A 23,207-nucleotide genomic window follows, 5' to 3' on the forward strand; every position below is an offset into this window, starting at 1 on the left:
CCGATGTCAGAGCCGACGCGTAGGGTTCTGATCACGAACGACCTGAGCGAACCACGTCGTCCACGGCGTGGATGTCGAACCGAGCGGGGTGAGCTGGACATGGCAACCAAGGACACCGGCGGCGGACAGCAGAAGGCGACGCGCTCCACCGAGGAGGTCGAGGAGCAGGAGGTCGACGAACAGTCGACCGAGGACCTCAAGGAGCGCCAGGAGAAGCTGAGCGATGACGTCGACTCGGTTCTGGACGAGATCGACGACGTACTCGAGGAAAATGCCGAGGACTTCGTGCGCTCATTTGTGCAAAAGGGTGGACAATAACGGACATGTCCGACCCTGTCGAGAAGATTTGTACGGGGTGTGGGCAAGCGCTCCCGTCGGCCTCATTCGCCGCCGACAAGAATCGGCGTGATGGCCTGCAAGTGCGGTGCCGGGACTGCGTTGCGGAGTACAGCGCAGCGCACTACCGGCGCCGCCGTGAGGCGCTGGGCAAGACTGTCCGGGAGAAGGTGGATGTGCCCGAGGGGCACAAGCTCTGTCGCACCTGTGGGGAGATCAAGCCGCACAAGGAGTGGCACCGCAACGCCACGGCTTCTGACGGCTTGTCGACCCGATGTAAGGCGTGTCGGGCCATCCAAGGCCGGCAAGATCACCTCAAGCGCAACTACAACCTCACCGAAGCCCAGCGCGACGAGATGATCGCCTCGCAGATGGGGATCTGCGTGATCTGCCTCAATGCCCCTGCCGTACATGTGGATCACTGCCACGAGACGGGTAGGGTCCGTGGCGTACTGTGCTTCAACTGCAATTCGGCCATCGGCAAGTTGGGAGACGATCCCGACACCACACGTCGGGCCACCGCCTACTTGGAAGGAAACGCGTGGAAGCCAACCCTCGTAGCACCGGGCGTCTACCGGCTGCCTTCCTGACGCCTGGATCGTCGTCGTTCATGGACTTCCTGTCGGAGCACCAGCCCGAAATCCTGCCGGGCAACCGGCAGTTGCCGCCGACGCAGGGCGTCATCGAGGCCCCGCACGGCACGACCATCGTGGCGACCGCGTTCCCCGGCGGCGTCGTGCTCGCCGGTGACCGGCGCGCCACGATGGGGAACGTGATCGCGCAGCGCGACATCGAGAAGGTCTTCCCGGCGGACGAGTACTCGGCCGTCGGTATCGCCGGCACCGCCGGTCTGGCCGTCGAGATGGTGAAGCTCTTCCAGTTGGAGCTGGAGCACTTCGAGAAGGTCGAGGGTGCGCAGCTGTCGTTGGAGGGCAAGGCGAATCGTCTGTCGACGATGATCAGGTCCAACCTCGGTATGGCCATGCAGGGGCTGGCCGTCGTGCCGTTGTTCGCGGGTTATGACGTGGATCGTGAGAGGGGTCGGATCTTCTCGTACGACGTCACGGGCGGCCGCAGCGAGGAGCACGGCTTTGCCGCCACCGGTTCCGGTTCGGTGTTCGCGCGTGGGGCGATGAAGAAGCTCTACCGCGAGGATCTGACGGAGGAGCAGGCGACGACGCTGGTCGTGCAGGCGCTGTACGACGCGGCCGATGACGACTCGGCGACGGGTGGTCCGGACATGGCGCGGCGGATCTTCCCGATCGTCACTGTGATCACGGAGGACGGGTTCCGGCGGCTGTCGGACGACGAGTCGTCGGACATCGCCCGGGCGATTCTCGAGCGTCGTATGGAGGAGCCGGACGGCCCGCGGGCCGCTCTGCTCTAGCCGGCCGAGTCTTCTTTGGTTGCCTACTCATCGAGCCACTGACAGAAAGGGACGGATAGCCGGTGTCGACGCCGTTCTATGTCTCACCCCAGCAGGCGATGGCCGACCGCGCGGAGTATGCGCGGAAGGGCATTGCTCGCGGTCGCAGCCTTGTCGTGCTGCAGTACGCCGATGGCATCGTGTTCGTCGGCGAGAACCCGTCCCGTGCTCTGCACAAGTTCAGCGAGATCTATGACCGGATCGGTTTCGCGGCCGCCGGTAAGTACAACGAGTACGAGAACCTTCGGATCGGTGGCGTGCGCTACGCGGATCTGCGGGGTTACACGTACGACCGTGATGATGTGACGGCTCGTGGTCTGGCGAATGTGTATGCGCAGACGCTGGGCACGATCTTCTCCAGCGCGGGGGAGAAGCCGTACGAGGTGGAGTTGGTGGTCGCCGAGGTCGGGCAGTCGGCCGAGGGTGACCAGATCTACCGGCTTCCGCATGATGGTTCGATCGTCGACGAGCACGGCTCGGTGGCGGTCGGTGGCAGCGCGGAGCAGATCAGTAATTACCTGGATCAGCAGCACCGGGACGGCATGACGCTGTCCGAGGCGTTGAAGCTGGCGGTGACGGCGTTGTCGCGGGACACCAATGGGGGCGAGCGGGAGATTCCCGCGGAGCGCCTTGAGGTGGCGGTCCTGGACCGTACGCGGCCGCAGCAGCGGAAGTTCAAGCGGATCGTGGGGCGGCAGTTGTCGCGGTTGCTCACGGCCGAGGGGGCTGCCGCGACGACGGAGGCCGAGTCGGAGGCGGTGTCCGACGACGAGGGTTCTTCCTCGGAGGACTAGTCGTTCGTTTTCCTCGTGTGCCCCGGCCGGTTGTCGAACCGGCCGGGGCACACGTGTGTCAGGTGCGGGGTGCGGCCGGTCCTGTGGAGCCGCGGATGATCAGTTCGACCGGGAGTGGGTCGGTTTCGGTTTCGCGGTCGTCGAGGACGGCGAGCAGTGTGCGCATGCCGTGTGCGCCGACCTCTTCGGCGGGCAGGCGCACGGTGGTGAGTTCGGGTTCGATGGCGGTGGCGAGGGAGAGGTCGTCGAAGCCGGTGATGGAGAGGTCGTCGGGGACGCGCAGGCCGAGGCGGCGGGCGGCCTTGTAGGCGCCGGCGGCGAGTTTGTCGTCGTCGCAGACGATGGCGGTGGGGTCGACGAGGCCGGAGGTGCGCAGTGCTGTTTCGGCGGCGGCGACGGCGTCCTCGACGGTGAGGGCGGAGCGGATGGTGCGCACGGTGGCGCCGGGCAACTGTGCGGTGCGGGCGGCGAGTTCGCGGGCGCGGACGTCGAAGGTCCAGGACTGGACGGCGGAGGCGAGGTGGAGGAAGTTGCGGTGGCCGTGGGCGATGAGGTGGTCGGTGATCTGCCGGATGCCGTCGGCGAGGTCGAGGTTGACGGTGGTGGCGCCGGGGCTGCCCGCGGGGTCGCTGTCGAGCATGACGAGGGGGATGGGCGGGGTGTCGTCGCCGCGCAGGGCGGTGAGGGCGTCGGCGGCCATGGAGGAGGCGAGGATGCCGTCGAGGGCGGCGCGGGCGGAGGGGAAGGGGTCGCGGGCTGGGCCGATGCCGTCGGGTGAGGGGTAGAGGACGACGCCGAAGTCGTGTTGGGCGGCGACGCGGGCGGCGCCTGTGTAGACGCCGGCGAAGAACTCGTTGGTGAGTGCGGGGACGACGAGGAGGGCGGTGCGGGTGCGGCCGGTGCGGAGGTTGCGGGCCGCGAGGTTGGGGCGGTAGCCGAGGTGTTCGGCGGCGGCGCGTACGCGTTCGGCGGTGGTCTCGGAGACGCGGCCGGGCCATTTGCCGCCCATGACGAGGGAGACGGCGGCCTGGGAGACGCCGGCCGCGCGGGCGACGTCCCTGCTGGTGGGGCGGGCGGTGGTGGTGCCGTCCTGGCCGCTGGTCACTGGTGCCTCCGTAGGTGTCGTCCAGGGTGCTCGACGTTAGCGGGTGGCTCTGTCCGCCGGGCACGTGGTACGTATAACGCCGGGACGTTATACGTAAAACTTCAGGGTGGGGGCGGGGCGATGGCCGCGGGGTATGCGGAGATCCTCAGGGCGCGGCATGCGATGCGGCTGCTGACGGGGACCCTGGTGGGGAGGCTGCCGAACGCGACGGCTCCGATCGCCGTCGTGCTCCTCATCCGGGCGGAGGGTGGCACGTACAGCCTGGCGGGTGCGCTCGCGGCGGTGTACGGGGTGGCGAACGCGGTCGGGCAGCCGCTTCTCGGGCGCCTCGTGGATCTGCGGGGCCAGCCGAAGGTGCAGCTGCCGGCGGCGATCCTGTCGGCTTTGGCGATGTCGGTCTTCGCGTTCGTCGGGACGGACTCGCTGCCGTTGGCGTATGCGGCGATGGCCCTGGCCGGTTTGTTCACGCCGCCGCTCGAGGGTGGCCTGCGCGCGTTGTGGCCCAGTGTGCTGGCGCGCGAGGAGCAGGTGCACACGGCGTACGCGATGGACGCGATCGCGCAGGAAGTCATGTTCACCGTCGGGCCGTTGCTGGTGACGCTGTGCGTGTCGCTGTGGTCGCCGCAGGCGGCGCTGGTGGTGCTGAACGTGGTCGGTGTGCTCGGTGCGCTTTCCGTGGTGCTGTCGAAGCCTTCGCGCGCGTGGCGTTCGGCTCCGCGTGAGGCGCACTGGCTGGGCGCGCTGCGTTCGTCGGGGCTGCTTGTCCTGCTTGTCGCCTTCTTGTTCGTCGGGACCGCGCTCGGTTCGATCACGGTGGCGGCGATGTCGTATGCGGACGGGCGGGGCGGGGACGCCGTGTACGGCTGGCTGATGGCGGCGATCGGGATGGGCGCGCTGGTGGGTGGCAGCGTCTACGGGGCCCGTCAGTGGAGTGGCGCCCCGGAGAAGCGACTTCGGTGGCTGGTGGCGCTGCTCGCGCTGTTCTACGTGCCGTTGGTCCTGATGCCGGGGCCGGTCGCGATGGTGGTTCTGACGGCGGTGGCGGGGGTGTTCCTGGCGCCGTGCATCGCGTGTGCGTTCATCGTCGTGGACCGGCACGCGCCGCTGGGCACGGTGACGGAGGCGTTCTCGTGGCTCGTGACGACGTTCATGGTCGGCTCCAGTGTGGGAACGGCCGTGGCGGGCCCGGTCGTCGAATGGGCCGGTACGCGGTGGGGGTTCGCCGTTCCGGCCGTCACTGGTGCGCTTGCGCTGGTCGTCCTGCTTTCAACGGCTCGGGTCCTGGCGGAGCCGCGCACGTCCGGGCGTGTCGCCCGCTCGTCGGAAAATGATCCAAACCGTGCCGTCGAACCCCGTTTCAGCTCGGGGGATCGGGCGTAATGTTCAGTCATGGACCGCCGCATTTTCGGGCTGGAGAACGAGTACGGCGTCACGTGTACGTTCAGGGGACAGCGCCGCCTGTCTCCTGACGAGGTGGCGCGGTACCTCTTCCGCCGTGTCGTGTCATGGGGCCGCAGCAGCAATGTCTTTCTGCGGAACGGCGCCCGCCTTTACCTCGATGTCGGGTCGCATCCGGAATACGCAACTCCCGAATGCGACAACGTGACCGAGTTGGTCACGCACGACAAAGCGGGCGAGCGCATTCTGGAAGGCCTGCTCGTCGACGCCGAACGCCGCCTGCACGAGGAGGGAATCGCGGGCGACGTCTACCTGTTCAAGAACAACACCGACTCGGCGGGTAACTCCTACGGCTGCCATGAGAACTACTTGGTGGCGCGGCACGGGGAGTTCTCGCGGCTCGCGGACATTCTCATCCCCTTCCTGGTCACAAGGCAGTTGCTGTGTGGCGCGGGCAAGGTGCTGCAGACTCCGCGCGGTGCCGTGTACTGCGTGAGCCAGCGTGCCGAGCACATCTGGGAGGGCGTCAGTTCCGCGACGACTCGTTCCCGGCCGATCATCAACACGAGGGACGAGCCGCACGCGGACGCGGAGCGCTACCGCCGTCTGCACGTCATCGTCGGCGACTCCAACATGTCGGAGACGACGATGCTGTTGAAGGTCGGTGCCACCGACCTCGTCCTGCGCATGATCGAGGCGGGCACGGTGATGCGGGACCTCACCCTGGAGAACCCGATCCGGGCGATCCGCGAGGTGAGTCACGACATCACGGGCCGCCGCAAGGTGCGGCTGGCCAGTGGCCGGGAGGCATCGGCCCTCGAGGTGCAGCGCGAGTACTACGAGAAGGCCGTGGACTTCTGCGAGCGCCGGGGCATCCGCACCGGCACCGTGGAGCAGGTTCTGGAGCTGTGGGGTCGCACGCTCGACGCCATCGAGTCCGAGGACCTCGACCTGGTGGGCAATGAGATCGACTGGGTCATGAAGTACAAGCTCATCGAGCGGTATCGCGCGAAGCACAACATGACGATGTCGCACCCGAGGGTCGCGCAGATAGACCTCGCGTATCACGACATCCACCGGCAGCGCGGTCTCTACTACCTCCTGGAGAAGAAGGGCCAGGCGAAGCGGATCTGCAACGACCTGAAGATCTTCGAGGGCAAGTCGGTGCCGCCGCAGACCACGCGCGCGAGGTTGCGCGGTGACTTCATCCGCCGTGCCCAGGAGCAGCGCCGTGACTTCACGGTCGACTGGGTGCATCTGAAGCTGAACGATCAGGCGCAGCGCACGGTGCTGTGCAAGGACCCGTTCCGCAGTGTGGACGACCGGGTGGAGAAGCTGATCGCCGGTATGTGATCGTCGGTATGTGGGCGCGCACGCTGAGCAATCCGGGCAGGGGCCCCGTACGAATCATTCGTACGGGGCCCCTGGCCGTCCCTTGGTTTGTCAGGGGGAGGGCCTAGAGTGGCCGGACCTTATTCGAGCGACTTGAGGACCACTGTGCGACGCCGACTTGCAGCACTACTGATCGTGCCGGCACTGGCGCTGACCGCGACGGCTTGCGGCAGCGACGACGGCAAGAAGGATTCGGCGGACAAGGCCGACTCGTCGTCCTCCTCGCCGAAGGCGGCCGCGGTGCCGAAGGCGGTCGACAAGGCCGACCCGATGCCGCAGGTGTCGGGCGCGTACGGCAAGCAGGCGAAGATCTCGCTGCCGAAGGGCGACCCGAGCGACAAGTTCGTCGTGCACACGCTGTCCCAGGGCGACGGTCCGACGGTGAAGAAGAATGACCTGGTGTCGATGAACTTCACGGGCAAGGTCTGGAAGGGCGGCAAGGACCTCGGGTCCACGTACGGGCAGCAGGGCGGTGGTGACCAGATGGTGACCGCCGGCGCGGAGGGTCAGCTTCCGGCGTTCTCGCAGGCCGTGCTCGGGCAGAAGGAGGGCAGCCGGGTCCTCGTCGTGGCGCCGCCGGCCGCGGGCTTCGGCAGCCAGGGCAATCAGCAGGTGGGCATCAAGGGCTCGGACACGCTCGTGTTCGCCCTGGACGTCGGCAAGGTCATCCCGAAGAAGGCCGAGGGCAAGCAGGCCTCGATCCCGTCGAACCTGCCGCAGATCAAGGCCGACAAGGAAGAGCCGGCGACGATCTCGATCCCGAAGAGTGACCCGCCGAAGGACCTGGTCGACAAGGTCCTGATCCAGGGCAAGGGTGCCGAGGTCAAGAAGGGCCAGACGGTCACCATGCAGTACAGCGGTGCCGCCTGGAAGATCAACGAGGGCAAGAAGAAGGCCGAGCTGTTCGACTCGTCCTGGAAGAGCGGCCAGCCGTTCACGACGCCGATCGGCGGCGGCCAGGTCATCAAGGGCTGGGACAACGGGCTCGTCGGCAAGCACGTCGGTGACCGGGTGCTCCTGGTGATCCCGCCGGACCAGGCGTACGGCAAGAAGGCGCAGGGCAAGACGCTGCCGGCCAACTCGACGCTGGTCTTCACGGTCGACATCCTCGCCGCGCACTGAGCCGTCGCACACCGCGCCGGTGAAGATGGCAGACTGTCCCGGTTGCAGAGCAGTCAAGAAGCAGGAGCACTTCACGTGAACATCGACAAGCCCGAGGTCGACTTCCCGATCGGTGACGCGCCGACGGACCTGCAGATCGAGGAGATCTGGGAGGGCGACGGCGCCGAGGCGAAGGCCGGCGACTTCGTGAAGGTCCACTACGTGGGCGTGTCCTTCTCCACCGGCGAGGAGTTCGACGCCTCCTGGAACCGGGGCAACCCGCTGGAGTTCCAGCTCGGTGCCGGTCAGGTCATCGCGGGCTGGGACAAGGGCGTGCAGGGCATGAAGGTCGGCGGTCGTCGTCGGCTGACCATCCCGGCGCACCTCGCGTACGGCGACCGTGGCGCCGGTGGCGGCCGCATCGCCCCCGGCGAGACGCTGATCTTCGTGTGTGACCTGATGGGCGTCTGAGCCAGTCGCACTCCGACCGCAAGCGGTCGACTGAGGGCCCATGCCACCTGGCATGGGCCCTCCCGTCTCCCTCCACCGCCCTCAACCGAGTCCCTTCGGGACGTACCTCTAGTCCTTGGCTTTTGCCGCGACACTCCCGAGCGGTACGGTCGTCCGTCGGGAGTCACCTTCAGGAAAGGGCGTCGATGGCGATTGCCAAGGCCGAGCGGCTGATGAATCTGGCGCTGTGTCTGCTCGGGACGCGGCGTCCGCTGAGCAAGCGTGAGCTGCGTGGTTCGATCGAGGCCTACCTCGAAGCGGGCAGCGACGATTCCTTCAACCGGATGTTCGAGCGCGACAAGGACGATCTGCGCGAACTCGGCCTGGTCATCGAGACCGTGGAGAACCTGGACGGCGAGGTCGGCTATCTGGCCCGCCGTGACAGCAACCGTCTGCCGCCCGTCACGCTCGACGCCGAGGAGGCCGCCGCCCTCGGCCTCGCCGCGAAGGTCTGGCAGCAGGCGCGCCTCGCCGGGGCCGCGAGCGGCGCCCTGCAGAAGCTGCGCGCGGCCGGGATGCCCGAGGACGTGGACCCGTACGAGAGTCATGGGGCGCTCGAACCGAGGATCCCGGCGCACGAGGCGTCCTTCGAGCCGCTGATGCTGGCCTGCCGCGACCGGCGCCCCGTCGTCTTCGACTACCGCAAGGCCACGGCCGCCCGGCCCGAGCAGCGGCACGTCGAGCCGTGGGCCCTGGAGTGCTGGCGCGGCCACTGGTACCTCGCGGGCTGGGATCGCGACCGGCAGGCCGAGCGGGTCTTCCGGTTGTCGCGGATCACCGGCAAGGTGCGTTCGCGCGCAGGGCAGTTCAAGGTGCCGGTGCCGGACGTGGTGACCGTGCGGGAGACCGTCGCGAGCTGGGCGGGGGAGACGGCCGACCGTTCCGCGCTGATCAGGCTGCGGGCGGGCGCCGGCTATCCGCTGCGCGCCAAGGCCGCGTCCGTGCGCGACCTGGGCGACGGCTGGGACGAGGTGGAGGTCCCGTACGGGCACGGGCTCGACGCCTGGCTCGTGGAGTTCGGCCCGGACGTGGTGGTGCTGGAGCCCGCCGAGCTGCGGGCCGATGTCGTGGACCGGCTGCGCGCCGTGGCCAAGGGCTGAGGGGGAGTACGTACAAGCATGGCTTCCAACGCCATTGACCAGACCCGGCGGATGTTGTCCCTGGTGACGTATCTGCGCGAGCGCCCGGGCGCTCGCGTGGAGGATGTCGCGCGGGCCTTCGGCATCACCCAGGACGAGTTGATCTCCGACCTGGACGTGCTGCCGCTGTGCGGGACGAGTTTCCGCGGCGGCGATCTGCTCGACATCGACACCGACGGCGACCGCATCTGGTGGCACAACCCCGACGATGTCGCGGAGCCGCTGCGGATCGCCGCGGACGAGGCGACGGCGCTTCTCGTGGCGGCCCGCGCGGTGGCGACGCTGCCGGGGCTGCGGGAGAGCGACCGGCTCGCGCTGCTGCGGGCGACCGCGAAGCTGGAGACGGCGGCCGGTGAGGTGGCCGGAGCCAGCGCGCGCCTGAGCGTCACCTTCGAGTCGGAGGGCGGCGTCTTCGCGGACGTCGACCGGGCGATCTCGGAGCGGCGCCGGCTGTGGATCCGCTACTACTCGCCGGCCCGCGACGAGGTCACCGAGCGGGAGATCGACCCGATCCGGCTGGTGAGCGTGGGCCACACCTACGTAGAGGCGTGGTGCCGTCGTTCGGAGGCGCGGCGGACGTTCCGGCTCGACCGGGTCGCCGAGATCAAGGTCCTGGACGAGCCGTCGGCGGCGCCGGAGGTGGAGCTGCGGGACCTGTCCGAGGGGCTGGTGCAGCCCGCGGCCGAGGACCCCGAGGTGGTCGTCGAGGTGGGTCCCGGCGGGCGCTGGGTCGCCGAGTACTACCCGCACGACAGCGCCGAGGAGTTGCCGGACGGCGGGCTGCGGATCACGCTGCGCACCCCGGACCCGTCCTCGCTGCGCAGGCTCGCGCTGCGGCTCGGCCGGGACGGGCACATCGTGGCGCCCGCCGAGCTGGCGACCAGCGCGCGGGACGCGGCGCGCGAGGCGCTTCTGGCGTACGACGGGGCGGCGTGAGGGAGTTGGACGCGCCCCCGGATCCCCGGCGACGTATCACGACGTACGGTGCACAGCGGACAAAAGGTGTGAGGTGTGTGACATGACTGGTGTGGCCGGTTTCACTGACATTGCCGAAATGCCCGCCACGGCGTCCACCGTGGCGCCCGTCGTCTTCAGGGCCGCCTGCCCCGACTGCCGCGCCCGCTTCGAACTGGCCGCGACGGCCATCCGGTTGGCGATCGGGGGCAGCAGGCGCACCACGTTCTACTCGTTCACCTGCCCCGAGTGCGAGACCTCGGTGCGCAAGCCCGCCGGTGAGCGCATCATCGAACTCCTCACCGGTGGTGGGGTGCGCACGCTGCGCCTCCACCAGACCGTCTAGGCTCGGCGCATGTTCTGGGCGATGCTGGCGGTTGCTGTGGGTTTCGTGGGGCTCGCCGTGCTGGCGGTCCTCGCGGTGCGGGTCTTCGTCGAGGCGCAGCGCCTCGGGCGTCAAGTCGCCGACACCACGCAGCGGATCAACCGCGCGGCCGAGGATCTCGAGCAGGCCGCCGTGGGTGTCGCGAAGGCCGGCGGCGACGTGATCTGACGCTCCGTCGGCATCCTTGGCGGGAGTGTGGAAAGCGCTTTACCGCCGCGGCCTGTCCCGTTGTCGTGGTCGGCGGGTACGCTCCCTTTGGCGGTCCGGTAGTGAGGCGCGGTCCGCAATTGGGAGGACGCACGGGCATTGCCTCGTGTTTACCCCCACGGGATACGATCGCTGCCAGCACGGTGGTCGGACAACAGTCCGAGGTCCGATCGGTACCGGCAGCCCCGCCCCTGCCGCCTCAGTGAGAAGGTAAACGGATATGTTCGGAAGGCTCGGTGCACCCGAGATCATCCTGATCCTCGTAGTGGTCATTCTGCTGTTCGGCGCGAAGAAGCTTCCCGACATGGCGCGTTCGCTGGGCAAGTCGGCCCGCATCCTCAAGAGCGAGGCCAAGGCCATGAAGAGCGAGGGCGGCGACAAGTCGGCCACCCCCTCGGACCAGCCGCCGCAGCAGGACGGCCAGACGTCCGCGGCCCCGCGCACCATCCAGGCGGCCCCCGGCGACGTGGACAGCTCGCGCCCCGTGAACGAGCAGACGAACCAGACGACCAAGAGCTGATCGAAGGCCGCCCCTGCCATGGCGGCCTGCCGCACGAGATGAGGACGTGGGTTGCTCAAGTCTGCCCGCAAACAGGAGAAGGATCCCGAGGGGCGGATGCCACTCGCGGAGCACCTGCGTGAGCTCCGCAACCGGCTCGCGAAGGCGCTCCTGGCCATCGTCGCGATCACGATCGTCGCCGCGTTCTTCTACAACGACATCATCAACCTGATCACGCGGCCGATCCTCGACTCGGTCGGCTGCAAGCAGTCGTTCTCGGAGCTGGCGAGGACCACGTCGGACAAGCCCTGCGCCCAGATCACCCTCAATGGTCTGCTGACCCCCTTCACGCTTGCGCTGAAGGTGTCGCTGATGGCCGGTGTCGTCGCCGCCTCCCCGGTCTGGCTGTACCAGCTCTGGGGCTTCGTGGCGCCCGGACTGCACCGGCACGAGAAGAAGTACGCGTACGCGTTCGTGGGCACGGGAGCCCCGCTCTTCGTCGCCGGCGCGTACTTCGCATACTCGGTGCTGCCGACGACGGCGAAGGTCCTCATCGACTTCACGCCGGGCGGCGCCCAGAACCTGCTGCCGCTCGACGACCTGCTAGACCTCGTGCTGCGCATGGTCCTCGTCTTCGGCCTCTCCTTCGAGCTGCCGCTGCTGCTCGTCTTCCTGAACCTCATCGGCGCGATCACCGGCAAGCGGATGCTCGGCTGGTGGCGCGTGATGATCATGAGCATCACGGTGTTCGCCGCCGTCGCGACGCCGAGCACGGACCCGCTGACCATGCTGGCGCTCGCCGGGCCGATCTGGATCCTCTACTTCGCGGCAGTGATCTTCTCGTTGCTCAACGACCGGCGCAGGCGGCTGAGCGAGGCCGACGGGCCGGACGACGACGAGGCGTCCGAGCTCGACCTGACGCCCGAGGACATCGGCGAGATCGAGCCCGTCCCGGCCAGCCGGGCGCTCCCCGAGCAGGCGACCTCCGAGCGCGGGGACACGGGTGCACGGACGGACCGGATCAACGGTTACGACGATGTGACCTGAGGTAACTCCAGTTCGGAGCGGGGCACTTGTTAGTGTCCGCCCGTGAGCAGTGAGATCACCCTCTTCGTCAATCCCACCGCGGGGCGCGGCCGGGGCGCACAGGCTGCGCAGCCGGCCGCTTCCGCTTTGCGGGCAGCCGGTTTCCAGGTGCGCACCATCGTCGGGGCCGACGCCGGCGACGCCCTCGTACGCGCGCGTGCAGCGGTGGCGGAGGGGACCGGCGCGCTGGTGGCCGTCGGCGGGGACGGCCTCGTGAACCTCGCGCTCCAGGCGGTCGCCGGGACCGACACACCGCTCGGGATCGTCGCCGTGGGCACCGGCAACGACTTCGCCCGCGCCCTCGGCCTTCCGATACGTGACCCGGCCGCGGCCGGCCGGCTCGTCGCGGACGCGCTGAAGGGCTCGCGGACCCGCGGGATCGACCTCGGCCGGATCGGCGACCACTGGTTCGGCACTGTCCTCGCCTCCGGATTCGACTCCCGCGTCAACGACCGCGGCAACCGGATGCGGCTCCCGCTCGGCCGCTTCAAGTACGACCTGGCGATCGCCCTGGAACTGGCCACCTTCAAGGCGGTGCCGTTCAAGCTGACCCTCGACGACGGCTCCGTGCGCGAGGTCGCGGCGACCCTGATCGCCGTCGGCAACGGGACCTCGTACGGAGGTGGCATGCGGATCTGCGCGGGGGCCGACATGGGCGACGGGCTGTTCGACGTGACCGTGGTCGGGGACTGCTCCCGCACGACCCTGCTGAAGGTGTTCCCGCGCGTCTACAAGGGGACCCACCTCGACCACCCCGTGGTGAGCGTGTACCGGGCCGCGCGTGTCGAGCTGGCCGCCGAGGACATCACCGGCTACGCGGACGGGGAGCCGGTCGGCGCGTTGCCGCTGGTCGCGGAGTGCGTGCCGGGGGCGGTGCGGATCCTCACCCGAGCCACCTGAACAGCCCTTGCCGGATAATGATCGTCCGATGTCAGTGGTCGTCGGTAGGCTGGAAAGCACGATGACAGAGGACCTCTCACCGGCCGAGCGGTATGCGGCAGCCCGTAAGCGGGCCGCCGAGCAGGCCACCGCGCTCGCGTCCTTCCGCGAGATGTACGACTTCGGCCTCGACCCCTTCCAGATCGAGGCGTGCCAGGCGCTGGAGGCGGGCAAGGGCGTCCTGGTCGCGGCGCCCACCGGCTCCGGCAAGACGATCGTCGGCGAGTTCGCCGTACACCTCGCCCTTCAGCAGGGCAAGAAGTGTTTCTACACGACACCCATCAAGGCGCTGTCGAACCAGAAGTACCAGGACCTCTCGAAGCGCTACGGCGCGGACAGGGTCGGCCTGCTCACGGGCGACAACAGTGTGAACAGCGACGCACCCGTGGTCGTCATGACCACCGAAGTGCTGCGCAACATGCTGTACGCGGGCTCGCAGTCGCTCCTCGGGCTCGGCTACGTCGTCATGGACGAGGTGCACTACCTCTCCGACCGCTTCCGCGGCGCCGTCTGGGAAGAGGTGATCATTCACCTCCAGGAGTCCGTGACACTCGTCTCCCTGTCGGCGACGGTGTCGAACGCGGAGGAGTTCGGCGACTGGCTCGACACCGTGCGCGGCGACACCGAGGTGATCGTCTCCGAGCACCGGCCCGTCCCGCTGTTCCAGCACGTGCTCGCCGGGCGCCGGATGTACGACCTCTTCGAGGAGGGCGAGGGCAGCAAGAAGGCGGTCAACCCCGACCTGACGCGGATGGCGCGCATGGAGGCCAGCCGCCCCTCGTACCAGGACCGCAGACGCGGCCGGCACATGCGCGAGGCCGACCGGGAGCGGGAGCGCAGGCAGCGCTCGAGGATCTGGACGCCGGGCCGCCCCGAGGTCATCGAGCGCCTCGACTCCGAGGGCCTGCTGCCCGCCATCACGTTCATCTTCAGCCGGGCCGCCTGCGAGGCCGCCGTCCAGCAGTGTCTGTACGCGGGCCTCCGGCTCAACGACGAGGACGCGCGGGCCGAGGTCCGTTCGATAGTCGAGGAGCGCACGGCGGCGATTCCCGACGAGGATCTGCACGTCCTCGGCTACTTCGAGTGGCTCGAAGGCCTCGAGCGCGGCATCGCCGCGCACCACGCGGGCATGCTGCCGACCTTCAAGGAGGTCGTCGAGGAGCTGTTCGTACGCGGCCTGGTGAAGGCCGTGTTCGCGACGGAGACACTGGCGCTCGGCATCAACATGCCCGCCAGGTCGGTGGTGTTGGAGAAGCTCGTCAAGTGGAACGGCGAGCAGCACGCGGACATCACGCCCGGCGAGTACACGCAGCTCACGGGCCGCGCAGGGCGCCGAGGCATCGATGTCGAGGGCCACGCCGTGGTGTTGTGGCAGCGCGGCTTCAGCCCCGAGTACCTGGCGGGCCTCGCGGGCACGCGCACGTACCCGCTCAAGTCGAGCTTCCGGCCGTCGTACAACATGGCGGTGAACCTGGTCGAGCAGTTCGGCCGGCACCGGTCGAGGGAGCTCCTGGAGACCTCGTTCGCCCAGTTCCAGGCGGACAAGTCCGTCGTCGGCATCTCGCGTCAGGTGCAGAAGAACGAGGAGGGGCTCGAGGGCTACAAGGAGTCCATGACCTGCCACCTCGGCGACTTCGAGGAGTACGCCCGGCTGCGGCGCGAACTCAAGGACCGCGAGACCGAGTTGGCCAAGCAGGGCGCCGCGCAGCGGCGCGTGCAGGCGGCGGCCGCGCTGGAGAAGCTCAAGCCCGGCGACGTCATCCATGTGCCGACGGGGAAGTTCGCGGGCCTCGCGCTCGTGCTCGACCCGGGCCTGCCGGCCGGCCGGTCCAACGGGCATCGCGGTTTCGAGCACCACGACGGGCCGAGACCGCTCGTGCTGACCGCCGAGCGCCAGGTCAAGCGGCTCGCCTCGATCGACTTCCCGGTGCCCGTGGAGGCGCTGGAGCGGATGCGGATCCCGAAGTCGTTCAACCCGCGCTCGCCGCAGTCCCGGCGCGACCTCGCCTCCGCGCTGCGCACCAAGGCCGGCCACATCGTGCCGGACCGGCACAAGAAGAAGGGCCGCTCGCAGGCCGCGGACGACCGGGAGATCACGCGGCTGCGGGCCGAGCTGCGGGCGCATCCGTGCCACGGTTGCTCCGACCGCGAGGACCACGCGCGGTGGGCCGAGCGCTACTACCGCCTCAAGCGGGACACCGGGCAGCTGGAGCGGCGGATCGAGGGGCGCACCAACACGATCGCGCGGACCTTCGACCGCATCGTCAAGTTGCTGACCGAGATGGACTATCTGCGCGGCGACGAGGTGACCGAGCACGGCAAGCGGCTCGCCCGCCTCTACGGCGAGCTGGACCTGCTCGCCAGTGAATGTCTGCGGGACGGCGTCTGGGAGGACCTGAACCCGGCCGAACTCGCGGCGTGCGTCTCGGCGTTGGTGTTCGAGGCGCGGGTCGCGGACGACGCGCTCGCGCCCAAGCTGCCCGCGGGGAAGGCCAAGGCGGCGCTCGGCGAGATGGTGCGGATCTGGGGTCGGCTCGACGCCCTGGAGGAGGAGTTCCGGATCAACCAGGCGGAGGGCGTGGGCCAGCGCGAGCCCGACCTCGGCTTCGCCTGGATCGCGTACCAGTGGGCCTCCGGGAAGGGGCTCGACGAGGTGCTGCGGGAGGCCGAGATGCCGGCCGGCGACTTCGTGCGCTGGTGCAAGCAGGTCATCGACGTGCTGGGGCAGATCGCGGCGGCCGCGCCCACGGAGAACTCCACGGTGGGGCGCAACGCGCGCAAGGCCGTGGACGCCGTGCGCAGGGGAGTCGTCGCGTACTCCTCCGTGGGGTAGGAAACACCGCGCTCCGCAGCGGAGCACCACGTCGGCGGGTCCACCTGGATGCCAGGTGGACCCGCCGCTGCGTTCGGGCGCGTTCGTGCGCGCGGACGCCATTGCTCCATGTGTGCGAATCACGACCGAGCGTGTAAATGCAGCGAGTGTATTCCTGTCCTGGGGCCGATTTCATGGCCTTGCTGAATATGACCCGGCGATGATCCGGTCGGACTAAGCTCGCTCGCAGCGCACCGAGTTGAGATGGATTCGGCCGCTTGTTCACTTATGCGCCGAAGCATCCCCGATGCGGCGCACCTCAAGCGTCACGAACCATCCTGAATCTCCGACGTTCCCAGACCCGACCGTTCAGAGGGCATACATGGTGAGTGTTCAATCGCCTCCCGGTGGCCGAGAAGTTCCCTATCTGCGCGTGCTGTTGCTGCCCGCCATGGTCATGGCGGCCGCCACCGGAGCAGCCGCCGCCCTGGTCACGGAGCCCGCCCGACCTGCCGTCGCCCTGTGCGGCGCGCTCGGCATGCTCCTCGTGCTCGCCGTCTCCGCCGAAGCGGTCCGCCGAGGCCGCGTCAACAGGGCACAGCGCGCCCAATACACCCAGCACGTAGCCGAGTTGGAAGCCCATATAGCCGCCCAGGAGCACCGCACGATGCGGGTGGCCAAGGAGGTCTTCCCGCACGCCCTGTACCGGATGGGCGCCGGCGACAGGCCGCACGACGCCGTCCGCAACACCTGCGACTCCGAGCCCGCCTTCCGCGATGTCACGCCGGGCGAGCGCGAGTTGATGAGCGTGGCCCTCAAGGAGATCGACCGCGAGATCACGATGCGGGACGCCGCGCAGCGCGCCTTCGTCTCCGTCGCCCGCCGCGTCCAGGCCATCGTGCACAAGCAGGCCGAGGAACTCCGCGAGATGGAGGAGGACCACGGCCGCAACCCCGAGGTCTTCGACGACCTGCTCCGCGTCGACCACGGCACGGCCCTGATCGGCCGCCTCGCCGACTCCGTCACCGTCCTCGGCGGCGCCCGCCCCGGCCGGCAGTGGCCCAAGCCCGTCAAGCTCTACAGCGTGCTGCGCGGCGCCATGTCGCGCATCCTCGAGTACCCGCGCATCGACCTGCACGCCATCTGCGACGTGGCCATCAGGGGCGTATCCGTCGAGCCCGTCATCCACGCCTGCGCCGAACTCCTCGACAACGCGACCCGCTACTCGCCGCCGACGACCCGCGTGCACGTGACCGCGGTCGAGGTGCAGACCGGTGTCGCCATCGAGATCGAGGACGGCGGCGTCAGCCTCAGCGAGGAGCAGCGCCGCAAGACCGAGGGCATGCTGGACAAGGCCAAGGCCGGCTACGACCTCAACGACCTCGGCGAGAACCCGCGGCTCGGCCTCGCGATCGTGGGCCGGCTGTGCGCGATGTACGACATGCAGATCTCGCTGCGCCAGTCCGCGTACGGCGGCGTGCGCGCGGTGCTCGTGGTGCCGCGCGACATGATGAGCACCCAGCCCGCCCCGGGCCTCGCCCACGGCATCGGCGCCTCCGCGGTGCCCCGCGTCGACCACAAGGGCCTCCCGGTCAAGGAGGAGCCGCGCCTGAAGAAGACGCGCCGCCCCACCACGGGACCGCGCCCCGTCACCGGACCGCGCCCCTCCGCCCCGCTCGTCGCCGCGATGGAGGACGACGTTCCCGTGGTCACGGAATGGCGGGCCAACGGCCTGCCGCAGCGGCGCAGGAAGTACGACACGAAGGTCATCGAGGACCAGATCATCGTGACGCCCCGCAACCCGGACCTCTCGACGCCGCCCGCGGCGCAGCCCGGCCCGGCGGCGTACGGGACTCCGGCACCGGCCTCCGCCCCGACCGGGGAGCCGGACCAGCACGGCGGGGCCGAACAGCCCGAACCCGGCCTGTGGGTCGAGGCGTTCATGAACGGACTGCGGCCCGAGGGGGGCCAGGCCGAGGCGGCCGACGCGGCGGGGCACACCGCGCAGGACCCGGAGGGCTCGGCCAAGCCGCATGACGACGCGTACAACCAGCAGGTCGACGAGGGAGACCGCCAGTGATCCAGCAACGGGCCAATTTCGACTGGATGCTCAAGGAGCTCGCCGAGTGCGTGCCCAATGTGAAGCAGGTGGTCGTGCTCTCCTCGGACGGGCTGCGCATCGCCCGCTACGGCGGTGACCCCGACGCCGCCGACCGGATCGCCGCCGCCTGCGCGGGACTTCAGTCGCTCGCCTCCGCCGTCGCCACGGAGATCCCGGAGAGCAGCGGCAAGATGAACATGGTCATCATCGAGGTCGACGGCGGCTTCTTCTATCTGATGGCCGCGGGCAAGGGCGCGTATCTCGCCGTGCTCGCCGACCAGTTCGTCGACGCGGGCCTCGTCAGCCACCAGATGCGCGATCTCGTCATCCGGATCGGCGCCCATCTGACGAGTCCGCCTCGGCGCAACGGCCAGACCGTATGACGCACCGGCCACCCGAACCTCCGTTCCGGGAACCGCCGCCCAAGCGCGAGCGCCGCACGCAGCAGGGCGACGGAAAGCCCGACCCCGAGCGTCTCTACGTCATCACGGGCGGCACCGACGGTAGCGACCGCGCGCCGCTCGACCTGGTGACGCTGATCGTGGCGCGCGGCGATCCGCCCCCGGCGTCGCCGCCCGAGCAGGCCGCCGTCATCCGCCTGTGCAGGACGCCTCTGTCGACGGCCGAGATCTCGGCCTACCTCAATCTGCCGTTCAGCGTGGTCACCGTGCTGCTCGGCGAACTCCTCGCGGCCGAGCTGGTACAGGCGCGCGCGCCGGTGATCCGCGGCGCGGTCGCGGACCGTTCCCTTCTCGAAGCGGTGATGCATGGACTACAGAAGCTCTGACAGCACGCCCGGGACCGACGCCGCGATGACTGTCCGCATTCCGGGGCCCCGGGCCGAGGAACGACTGCCCGACACCGTCACGTCGGCCGTCAAGATCGTCATCGTGGGCGGCTTCGGTGTCGGCAAGACCACCATGGTCGGCTCCGTCAGCGAGATCCGACCGCTCACCACCGAAGAGACCATGACGCAGGCGGGCATCGGCGTCGACGACAACTACGGTTCGGAGACCAAGACCGCCACGACGGTGGCCATGGACTTCGGCCGGATCGGCGTCACCGACGAACTCGTCCTGTACCTCTTCGGCACGCCGGGGCAGGAGCGGTTCTGGTTCCTGTGGAACGGGCTGTTCGAGGGCGCGCTCGGCGCCGTCGTGCTTGTCGACACCCGCCGCCTCGAAGTCAGCTTCGACGTGATCGGGCGGCTCGAGGAGCGCGGGGTGCCGTTCGTGATCGCCAACAACACCTTCCCCGACGGGCCGCGCTATCCCGCGGAGGAGCTGCGCACGGCGCTCGACCTGGACCCGCACGTCCCCATCCTCGACTGCGACGTGCGTCGCAGGGCGTCGAGCCGAGAGGTGCTGCTCACGCTGATGCGATTCCTGCACGAGATGGCGCTGCATCACGCCTGATGGCACGTCAACACCCCCGTTCCCGCACGCAGTTCACTTTTCTTCCGTCGAACCACACCGACCGGAGCATTCCCGTGACGTCACCCTCCCAGCCTCCACAGTCGCCCACCGCATTCGACGCACTCGGAGACTCCCCGCTCGAGCCGCCGCCCGGCTGCCCCGCCCACGCCTTCGGCCCCGACGGCCTTCGCCGGCTCTACGGTCCCGAGGCGGACGAGAACCTCGCCGGTGTCTACGAGAAACTCCGCGCCGAGTACGGCCCGGTCGCCCCGGCGCTCATCCACGAGGACGTCCCCATGTGGGCGGTGCTCGGGCACACCGAGAACCTGCAGATGGTGAGCACCACCGCGCTGTTCAACCGGGACTCCCGGAACTGGAACGCCATCAAGGACGGCACCGTCAAGCCCACGCACCCGCTCGCCCCGGTCTTCACCTTTCAGCCCATGTGCGCGATGGAGGAGGGCGCCGAGCACCGGCGGCTGCGCAGCCCGGTCAACGACGCCGTCGAGACCGTCGAACACCGTGAGCTGCGCCGCGCCATCAACAGGGCCACGCAGGAGATCATCAACCGGTTCTCCGAGCGCGGCCGCTGCGAGGTCGTCAGCGAGTTCGCCGAGCACCTCCCGATGATGGTGATGCTGGAGTTGCTCGGCGCCCCCGAGGCGTACAGCGAGCGCATCGTGCAGGCCACCCGCGACCTGCTCAAGGGCGGCGAGACGGCCATCGCGTGCAACGAGTACCTGATGGGCATCCTGATGGACCTCGCCGTGCGGCGCCGCGCCGAGCCGCTCGAGGACGACTTCACCAGCACCCTCATCACCTCCCCCTCCGCGCTCACCGACGACGAGGTCGCGCAGACTCTGCGGCTCATCCTCATCGCCACGTACGAGGGTTCGGCCAACCTCATGGTGAACGTGCTGCGCGTGGTGCTCACCGACCCCCGGTTCCGCGCGCGGCTCAACGGCGGGCAGATGACCGTGCCGGAGGCGGTCGAGCAGTCGCTGTGGGACGAGCCGCCGTTCAGCGCCAACGTCGGCTACTTCGCCAAGGCGGACACGGAGCTGGGCGGGCAGCGCATCCGCGCCGGGGACGGCCTGATCTTCGGCATCCAGCCGGGCAACGCGGACCCGAGGGTGCGCCCCGAACCCGGCGCTCACATGCAGGGCAACCGCTCGCACCTCGCGTTCGGTGGCGGCCCGCACGAGTGCCCCGGTCAGGACATCGGGCGCGCCCTGGCGGAGATCGGGGTCGACGCGTTCCTGATGCGTCTGCCCGACGCCGAACTCGAGATCCCCGAGAGCGAGTTGAGGTGGGTCTCGACGATCATGGGGCGGCATCTGGTGGAGCTGCCGGTGGACTTCACGCCGCGTCCGCCGCAGGACGTGAAGTCCCAGCCGGGCAAGGTGCCCTCGCAACGGCCGGACTGGAAGATCTCCTCGGGCCTGCCGCCCACGACGCAGCCGGCCGCGCCACTCCCGGCCGCGACACCGCCCGCCGCACAGCCGATGGCCGCGCCCTCCGCGCCGGTGGCCCCCGATCAGGCCGCGCAGCCGCCGTACCCGTACGCGCATCCGAACCCGCAGGAGCCGGTCCGGCGGCTCGGTGCGTGGCAGCGTTTCCTGCGCTGGTGGCGCGGTGAGTGAGCCGGCTTCCTAACCGGCTTCTTGTCCGGTTTCTTGTCCGGCTTTCCGTCCGCCTGCGTGTCCTGCTTCGTCATCCGGCTTCCCCATCCGGACGCCTGACCCGGTCTTCTGACCGGGCCCCCGGTCCCACTCCTCGTACGAGGTCCAGGCCGCGAGTTCCCTCCGGCTCACGAAGCGGTGCTCGCGGCCGCTCACCGGGTCCGTGAACTCCAGGGTCCGGGAGAGGAGTTGGAGGGGGCGCCGGAAGTCGTCGTCCGCCGCGCGGTCGGCGACTTCCGGGAAGAACGGGTCGCCGAGGATCGGCAGACCGGCGCGGTTCATGTGGACGCGCAGCTGGTGCGTGCGGCCGGTGTGCGGGGTGAGGCGGTACAGCGCCAGGTCCCCCTTGAGTTCGGCGAGTTCGATGCGGCTCTCGGCGTTCGGCTCACCGCCGGGCACCTCGAACGCGGCGAGCCGTCCCGGTTCCTTCTCAATCCGGCCGCGCAGGGTGACGGGCAGCTCGACCTTCGGGTCGTACGCGGCCACGGCCTCGTACTCCTTGGTGACCCGGCGGTCGCGGAACAGGGTCTGGTAGTGGCCGCGCTCCTCGGGCCGCACGACGAACAGGACGAGCCCGGCCGTCAGGCGATCCAGGCGATGGGCCGGGCTCAGCCGCTCGATGCCGAGGTCGCGGCGGAGCCGGGCGAGCGCGGTCTCGGTGACATGGCTGCCGCGCGGCGTCGTGGCGAGGAAGTGCGGCTTGTCGGCGATCACGATGTGCTCGTCGCGGTACACGACCTCGACGGCGAACGGCACGGGGACCTCGGGCGCGAGCTCCCGGTGGAACCACACGGTGCCGCCCGCCTCGTAGGGGCTGTCGGCGGTGACCGGGCGCCCGTCCGCGGTCACGAACGCCCCCTGCGCGATCATCTGGTCGATCACCGCGTCCTCGGCGGGGAGCCGCTGCACGAGGTGGTCCCGGACGGTGCTCCCCGGACCGCCCTCCGGCATCCGCAGGCGAACGGCGTCGATGCCTTCGCGCTGCGGGAGCGGGGAGGGTGGCGGGGCGGGGCGCTTGCGTCGTCTCACAGGGGGAAAGGGTACGGGGGCCGGGGCCCGGGATCAGGCCTCCTGCTCGGCCTCCACCTGCGCGTTCCAGTCGCGCTTCGAGGCCTGCCAGCCGTCCTCGTTGTGCCCGAGGCGCCAGTAGCCGGAGATCGACAGGTCCTCGCGCGGGATCGCGCGGTCGATCCGCAGATGCCGGCGCAGCTCCTTCACGAAGCCGGCCTCGCCGTGCACGAACACGTGCGGGCGGCCCTCGGGGAAGTCGAGCCCGGTCACCGCGTCGATGAGCGCGCGGCCGACCGGGCGGCCCGCGCGGTGCAGCCAGGTGACCTCGACGGGGGAGTCGATCTTCTGCTCCTCCTCGGGGCCCTCGACCTCGATGAAGGCGTGCGCCCGCGTGCCCTCGGGCAGCGCTTCGAGGGCGGTGGCGACCGCCGGCAGGGCGCTCTCGTCACCGGCGATCAGGTGCCAGTCCGCCGTGGTGTCGGGGTGGTAGGCGCCGCCGGGACCCATGAAATGGATGGTCTCGCCCACCTCGACGCTCGCGGCCCACGGCCCGGCCAGGCCCTGGTCGCCGTGCACCACGAAGTCGAGGGTGAGCTCAAGGGTCCGCGGGTCCCATGTGCGCACCGTGTACGTACGCGTCACGGGCCACTGGTCGCGGGGCAGCTCCTCGCGGATCCGGGCGATGTCGAAGGGCTCCTCGTAGGTCACCCCGGCCGGCGCGAAGAGCAACTTCACGTAGTGGTCGGTGTGTTCGAGCTCCTGCGGGAAGTCCGCGAGGCCCTCACCGCCGAGCACCACCCGCCGCATGTGGGGCGTGAGGCTCTCGGTGCGCACGACCTGTGCGGAGCGGGCCTTGCGGGGCGGGCGTGCGGGGCGCTCGGCCATGGACGATCTCCCTTGATCCACTATTAGTTA

24 protein-coding genes are annotated in these 23,207 nt (G+C 69.5%); 21 read left to right on the forward strand and 3 right to left on the reverse strand.

Translation table 11 applies throughout. From position 1 onward, the window contains the following. Positions 1 to 99 precede the first annotated feature (99 nt). From ACP4E5_RS35225 to prcA, 4 genes are all read left to right on the forward strand, one after another. Positions 100 to 318, forward strand: a complete 219-nt coding sequence (locus ACP4E5_RS35225) for a ubiquitin-like protein Pup (RefSeq protein WP_306319237.1) — start codon at positions 100 to 102, stop codon at positions 316 to 318. Positions 319 to 323: 5 nt separating this feature from the next. Then, positions 324 to 926 carry an endonuclease VII domain-containing protein gene (locus ACP4E5_RS35230; protein ID WP_425835908.1) on the forward strand — a complete coding sequence of 201 codons (603 nt, stop codon included), beginning with the start codon at positions 324 to 326 and terminating at the stop codon, positions 924 to 926. Then, positions 878 to 1,723 (forward strand): proteasome subunit beta, encoded by an 846-nt coding sequence (gene prcB / locus ACP4E5_RS35235; RefSeq protein WP_425835910.1) that lies wholly within the window; start codon positions 878 to 880, stop codon positions 1,721 to 1,723. The genes ACP4E5_RS35230 and prcB overlap by 49 nt, the downstream gene beginning before the upstream one ends. Before the next feature lie 62 nt (positions 1,724 to 1,785). Then, a complete protein-coding gene (gene prcA, locus ACP4E5_RS35240) occupies positions 1,786 to 2,556 on the forward strand; it encodes a proteasome subunit alpha (RefSeq protein WP_425835912.1) in 771 nt (256 codons plus the stop codon). Positions 2,557 to 2,614: 58 nt separating this feature from the next. Here the strand turns inward: prcA and ACP4E5_RS35245 are convergent, their stop codons facing one another. Next, positions 2,615 to 3,661, reverse strand: coding sequence for a LacI family DNA-binding transcriptional regulator (locus ACP4E5_RS35245; protein ID WP_425835914.1), 1,047 nt, complete (start codon positions 3,659 to 3,661; stop codon positions 2,615 to 2,617). 120 nt (positions 3,662 to 3,781) lie between these two features. Between ACP4E5_RS35245 and ACP4E5_RS35250 the strand changes: the two genes are divergently transcribed. The 17 genes from ACP4E5_RS35250 (at position 3,782) to ACP4E5_RS35330 (ending at position 21,242) form a co-directional block, all read left to right on the forward strand. Continuing rightward, positions 3,782 to 5,041, forward strand: coding sequence for an MFS transporter (locus ACP4E5_RS35250; RefSeq protein ID WP_425835916.1), 1,260 nt, complete (start codon positions 3,782 to 3,784; stop codon positions 5,039 to 5,041). 9 nt (positions 5,042 to 5,050) lie between these two features. Continuing rightward, positions 5,051 to 6,412 (forward strand): Pup--protein ligase, encoded by a 1,362-nt coding sequence (gene pafA, locus ACP4E5_RS35255; protein ID WP_425835918.1) that lies wholly within the window; start codon positions 5,051 to 5,053, stop codon positions 6,410 to 6,412. Between the two features lie 144 nt (positions 6,413 to 6,556). Beyond that, on the forward strand, positions 6,557 to 7,573 hold the full coding sequence (locus ACP4E5_RS35260) for an FKBP-type peptidyl-prolyl cis-trans isomerase (RefSeq protein WP_425835920.1): 1,017 nt from the start codon (positions 6,557 to 6,559) through the stop codon (positions 7,571 to 7,573). A 75-nt stretch (positions 7,574 to 7,648) separates the two neighbouring features. After that, positions 7,649 to 8,023 carry an FKBP-type peptidyl-prolyl cis-trans isomerase gene (locus ACP4E5_RS35265; RefSeq protein WP_422478600.1) on the forward strand — a complete coding sequence of 125 codons (375 nt, stop codon included), beginning with the start codon at positions 7,649 to 7,651 and terminating at the stop codon, positions 8,021 to 8,023. A 185-nt stretch (positions 8,024 to 8,208) separates the two neighbouring features. Further along, positions 8,209 to 9,162 (forward strand): helix-turn-helix transcriptional regulator, encoded by a 954-nt coding sequence (locus tag ACP4E5_RS35270; protein ID WP_425835922.1) that lies wholly within the window; start codon positions 8,209 to 8,211, stop codon positions 9,160 to 9,162. Positions 9,163 to 9,180: 18 nt separating this feature from the next. Beyond that, positions 9,181 to 10,137: a helix-turn-helix transcriptional regulator gene (locus ACP4E5_RS35275; RefSeq protein ID WP_425835924.1), complete on the forward strand. Its 957-nt coding sequence runs from the start codon at positions 9,181 to 9,183 to the stop codon at positions 10,135 to 10,137. A gap of 118 nt (positions 10,138 to 10,255) precedes the next feature. Beyond that, the gene (locus ACP4E5_RS35280) at positions 10,256 to 10,501 is read left to right on the forward strand and encodes a hypothetical protein (protein ID WP_425835926.1); all 246 of its coding nucleotides are present in this window, start codon (positions 10,256 to 10,258) and stop codon (positions 10,499 to 10,501) included. 9 nt (positions 10,502 to 10,510) lie between these two features. Then, positions 10,511 to 10,708: a G protein-coupled receptor family protein gene (locus ACP4E5_RS35285; RefSeq protein WP_425835927.1), complete on the forward strand. Its 198-nt coding sequence runs from the start codon at positions 10,511 to 10,513 to the stop codon at positions 10,706 to 10,708. Between the two features lie 259 nt (positions 10,709 to 10,967). Continuing rightward, the gene (gene tatA / locus ACP4E5_RS35290) at positions 10,968 to 11,267 is read left to right on the forward strand and encodes a Sec-independent protein translocase subunit TatA (RefSeq protein WP_425835929.1); all 300 of its coding nucleotides are present in this window, start codon (positions 10,968 to 10,970) and stop codon (positions 11,265 to 11,267) included. A 51-nt stretch (positions 11,268 to 11,318) separates the two neighbouring features. Then, complete coding sequence (tatC, locus tag ACP4E5_RS35295; protein ID WP_425835931.1) at positions 11,319 to 12,293, forward strand: twin-arginine translocase subunit TatC; 975 nt, start codon at positions 11,319 to 11,321, stop codon at positions 12,291 to 12,293. A gap of 42 nt (positions 12,294 to 12,335) precedes the next feature. Then, positions 12,336 to 13,232, forward strand: a complete 897-nt coding sequence (locus ACP4E5_RS35300; RefSeq protein ID WP_425835933.1) for a diacylglycerol kinase — start codon at positions 12,336 to 12,338, stop codon at positions 13,230 to 13,232. A gap of 61 nt (positions 13,233 to 13,293) precedes the next feature. Continuing rightward, positions 13,294 to 16,104 (forward strand): DEAD/DEAH box helicase, encoded by a 2,811-nt coding sequence (locus ACP4E5_RS35305; RefSeq protein ID WP_425835935.1) that lies wholly within the window; start codon positions 13,294 to 13,296, stop codon positions 16,102 to 16,104. Between the two features lie 361 nt (positions 16,105 to 16,465). After that, entirely contained in the window at positions 16,466 to 18,163 is a 1,698-nt protein-coding gene (locus ACP4E5_RS35310; RefSeq protein WP_425835937.1) for an ATP-binding protein, read from the forward strand. After that, the gene (locus ACP4E5_RS35315; RefSeq protein WP_266721521.1) at positions 18,160 to 18,567 is read left to right on the forward strand and encodes a roadblock/LC7 domain-containing protein; all 408 of its coding nucleotides are present in this window, start codon (positions 18,160 to 18,162) and stop codon (positions 18,565 to 18,567) included. Before ACP4E5_RS35310 ends, ACP4E5_RS35315 begins: the two co-directional genes overlap by 4 nt. After that, positions 18,564 to 18,971 carry a DUF742 domain-containing protein gene (locus ACP4E5_RS35320; RefSeq protein ID WP_425835939.1) on the forward strand — a complete coding sequence of 136 codons (408 nt, stop codon included), beginning with the start codon at positions 18,564 to 18,566 and terminating at the stop codon, positions 18,969 to 18,971. The genes ACP4E5_RS35315 and ACP4E5_RS35320 overlap by 4 nt, the downstream gene beginning before the upstream one ends. Continuing rightward, positions 18,952 to 19,599: a GTP-binding protein gene (locus tag ACP4E5_RS35325; protein ID WP_425835940.1), complete on the forward strand. Its 648-nt coding sequence runs from the start codon at positions 18,952 to 18,954 to the stop codon at positions 19,597 to 19,599. Before ACP4E5_RS35320 ends, ACP4E5_RS35325 begins: the two co-directional genes overlap by 20 nt. Before the next feature lie 74 nt (positions 19,600 to 19,673). Then, positions 19,674 to 21,242, forward strand: a complete 1,569-nt coding sequence (locus tag ACP4E5_RS35330; RefSeq protein ID WP_425835942.1) for a cytochrome P450 family protein — start codon at positions 19,674 to 19,676, stop codon at positions 21,240 to 21,242. Positions 21,243 to 21,251: 9 nt separating this feature from the next. Here ACP4E5_RS35330 and ACP4E5_RS35335 read toward each other — a convergent pair whose 3' ends face one another. Together ACP4E5_RS35335 and ACP4E5_RS35340 are read right to left on the reverse strand one after the other, a co-directional pair. Next, positions 21,252 to 22,310, reverse strand: coding sequence for an RluA family pseudouridine synthase (locus ACP4E5_RS35335; protein WP_425835944.1), 1,059 nt, complete (start codon positions 22,308 to 22,310; stop codon positions 21,252 to 21,254). A gap of 33 nt (positions 22,311 to 22,343) precedes the next feature. Then, on the reverse strand, positions 22,344 to 23,177 hold the full coding sequence (locus ACP4E5_RS35340) for a siderophore-interacting protein (RefSeq protein ID WP_425835946.1): 834 nt from the start codon (positions 23,175 to 23,177) through the stop codon (positions 22,344 to 22,346). Positions 23,178 to 23,207: the final 30 nt, after the last annotated feature.

Source organism: Streptomyces fractus (assembly GCF_049844455.1).
GTDB lineage: Bacteria > Actinomycetota > Actinomycetes > Streptomycetales > Streptomycetaceae > Streptomyces > Streptomyces fractus.

Bases quoted from the DNA above. Each gene is read 5' to 3' on its own strand.
- ACP4E5_RS35280 (WP_425835926.1), top strand. From the start codon at position 10,256: ATGCCCGCCACGGCGTCCACCGTGGCGCCCGTCGTCTTCAGGGCCGCC.
- tatA (WP_425835929.1), top strand. From the start codon at position 10,968: ATGTTCGGAAGGCTCGGTGCACCCGAGATCATCCTGATCCTCGTAGTG.
- ACP4E5_RS35305 (WP_425835935.1), top strand. From the start codon at position 13,294: ATGACAGAGGACCTCTCACCGGCCGAGCGGTATGCGGCAGCCCGTAAG.
- ACP4E5_RS35275 (WP_425835924.1), top strand. From the start codon at position 9,181: ATGGCTTCCAACGCCATTGACCAGACCCGGCGGATGTTGTCCCTGGTG.
- ACP4E5_RS35270 (WP_425835922.1), top strand. From the start codon at position 8,209: ATGGCGATTGCCAAGGCCGAGCGGCTGATGAATCTGGCGCTGTGTCTG.
- ACP4E5_RS35340 (WP_425835946.1), bottom strand. From the start codon at position 23,177: ATGGCCGAGCGCCCCGCACGCCCGCCCCGCAAGGCCCGCTCCGCACAG.
- ACP4E5_RS35310 (WP_425835937.1), top strand. From the start codon at position 16,466: ATGGTGAGTGTTCAATCGCCTCCCGGTGGCCGAGAAGTTCCCTATCTG.
- ACP4E5_RS35325 (WP_425835940.1), top strand. From the start codon at position 18,952: ATGGACTACAGAAGCTCTGACAGCACGCCCGGGACCGACGCCGCGATG.
- ACP4E5_RS35230 (WP_425835908.1), top strand. From the start codon at position 324: ATGTCCGACCCTGTCGAGAAGATTTGTACGGGGTGTGGGCAAGCGCTC.
- ACP4E5_RS35320 (WP_425835939.1), top strand. From the start codon at position 18,564: ATGACGCACCGGCCACCCGAACCTCCGTTCCGGGAACCGCCGCCCAAG.
- ACP4E5_RS35250 (WP_425835916.1), top strand. From the start codon at position 3,782: ATGGCCGCGGGGTATGCGGAGATCCTCAGGGCGCGGCATGCGATGCGG.
- ACP4E5_RS35285 (WP_425835927.1), top strand. From the start codon at position 10,511: ATGTTCTGGGCGATGCTGGCGGTTGCTGTGGGTTTCGTGGGGCTCGCC.
- ACP4E5_RS35225 (WP_306319237.1), top strand. From the start codon at position 100: ATGGCAACCAAGGACACCGGCGGCGGACAGCAGAAGGCGACGCGCTCC.
- pafA (WP_425835918.1), top strand. From the start codon at position 5,051: ATGGACCGCCGCATTTTCGGGCTGGAGAACGAGTACGGCGTCACGTGT.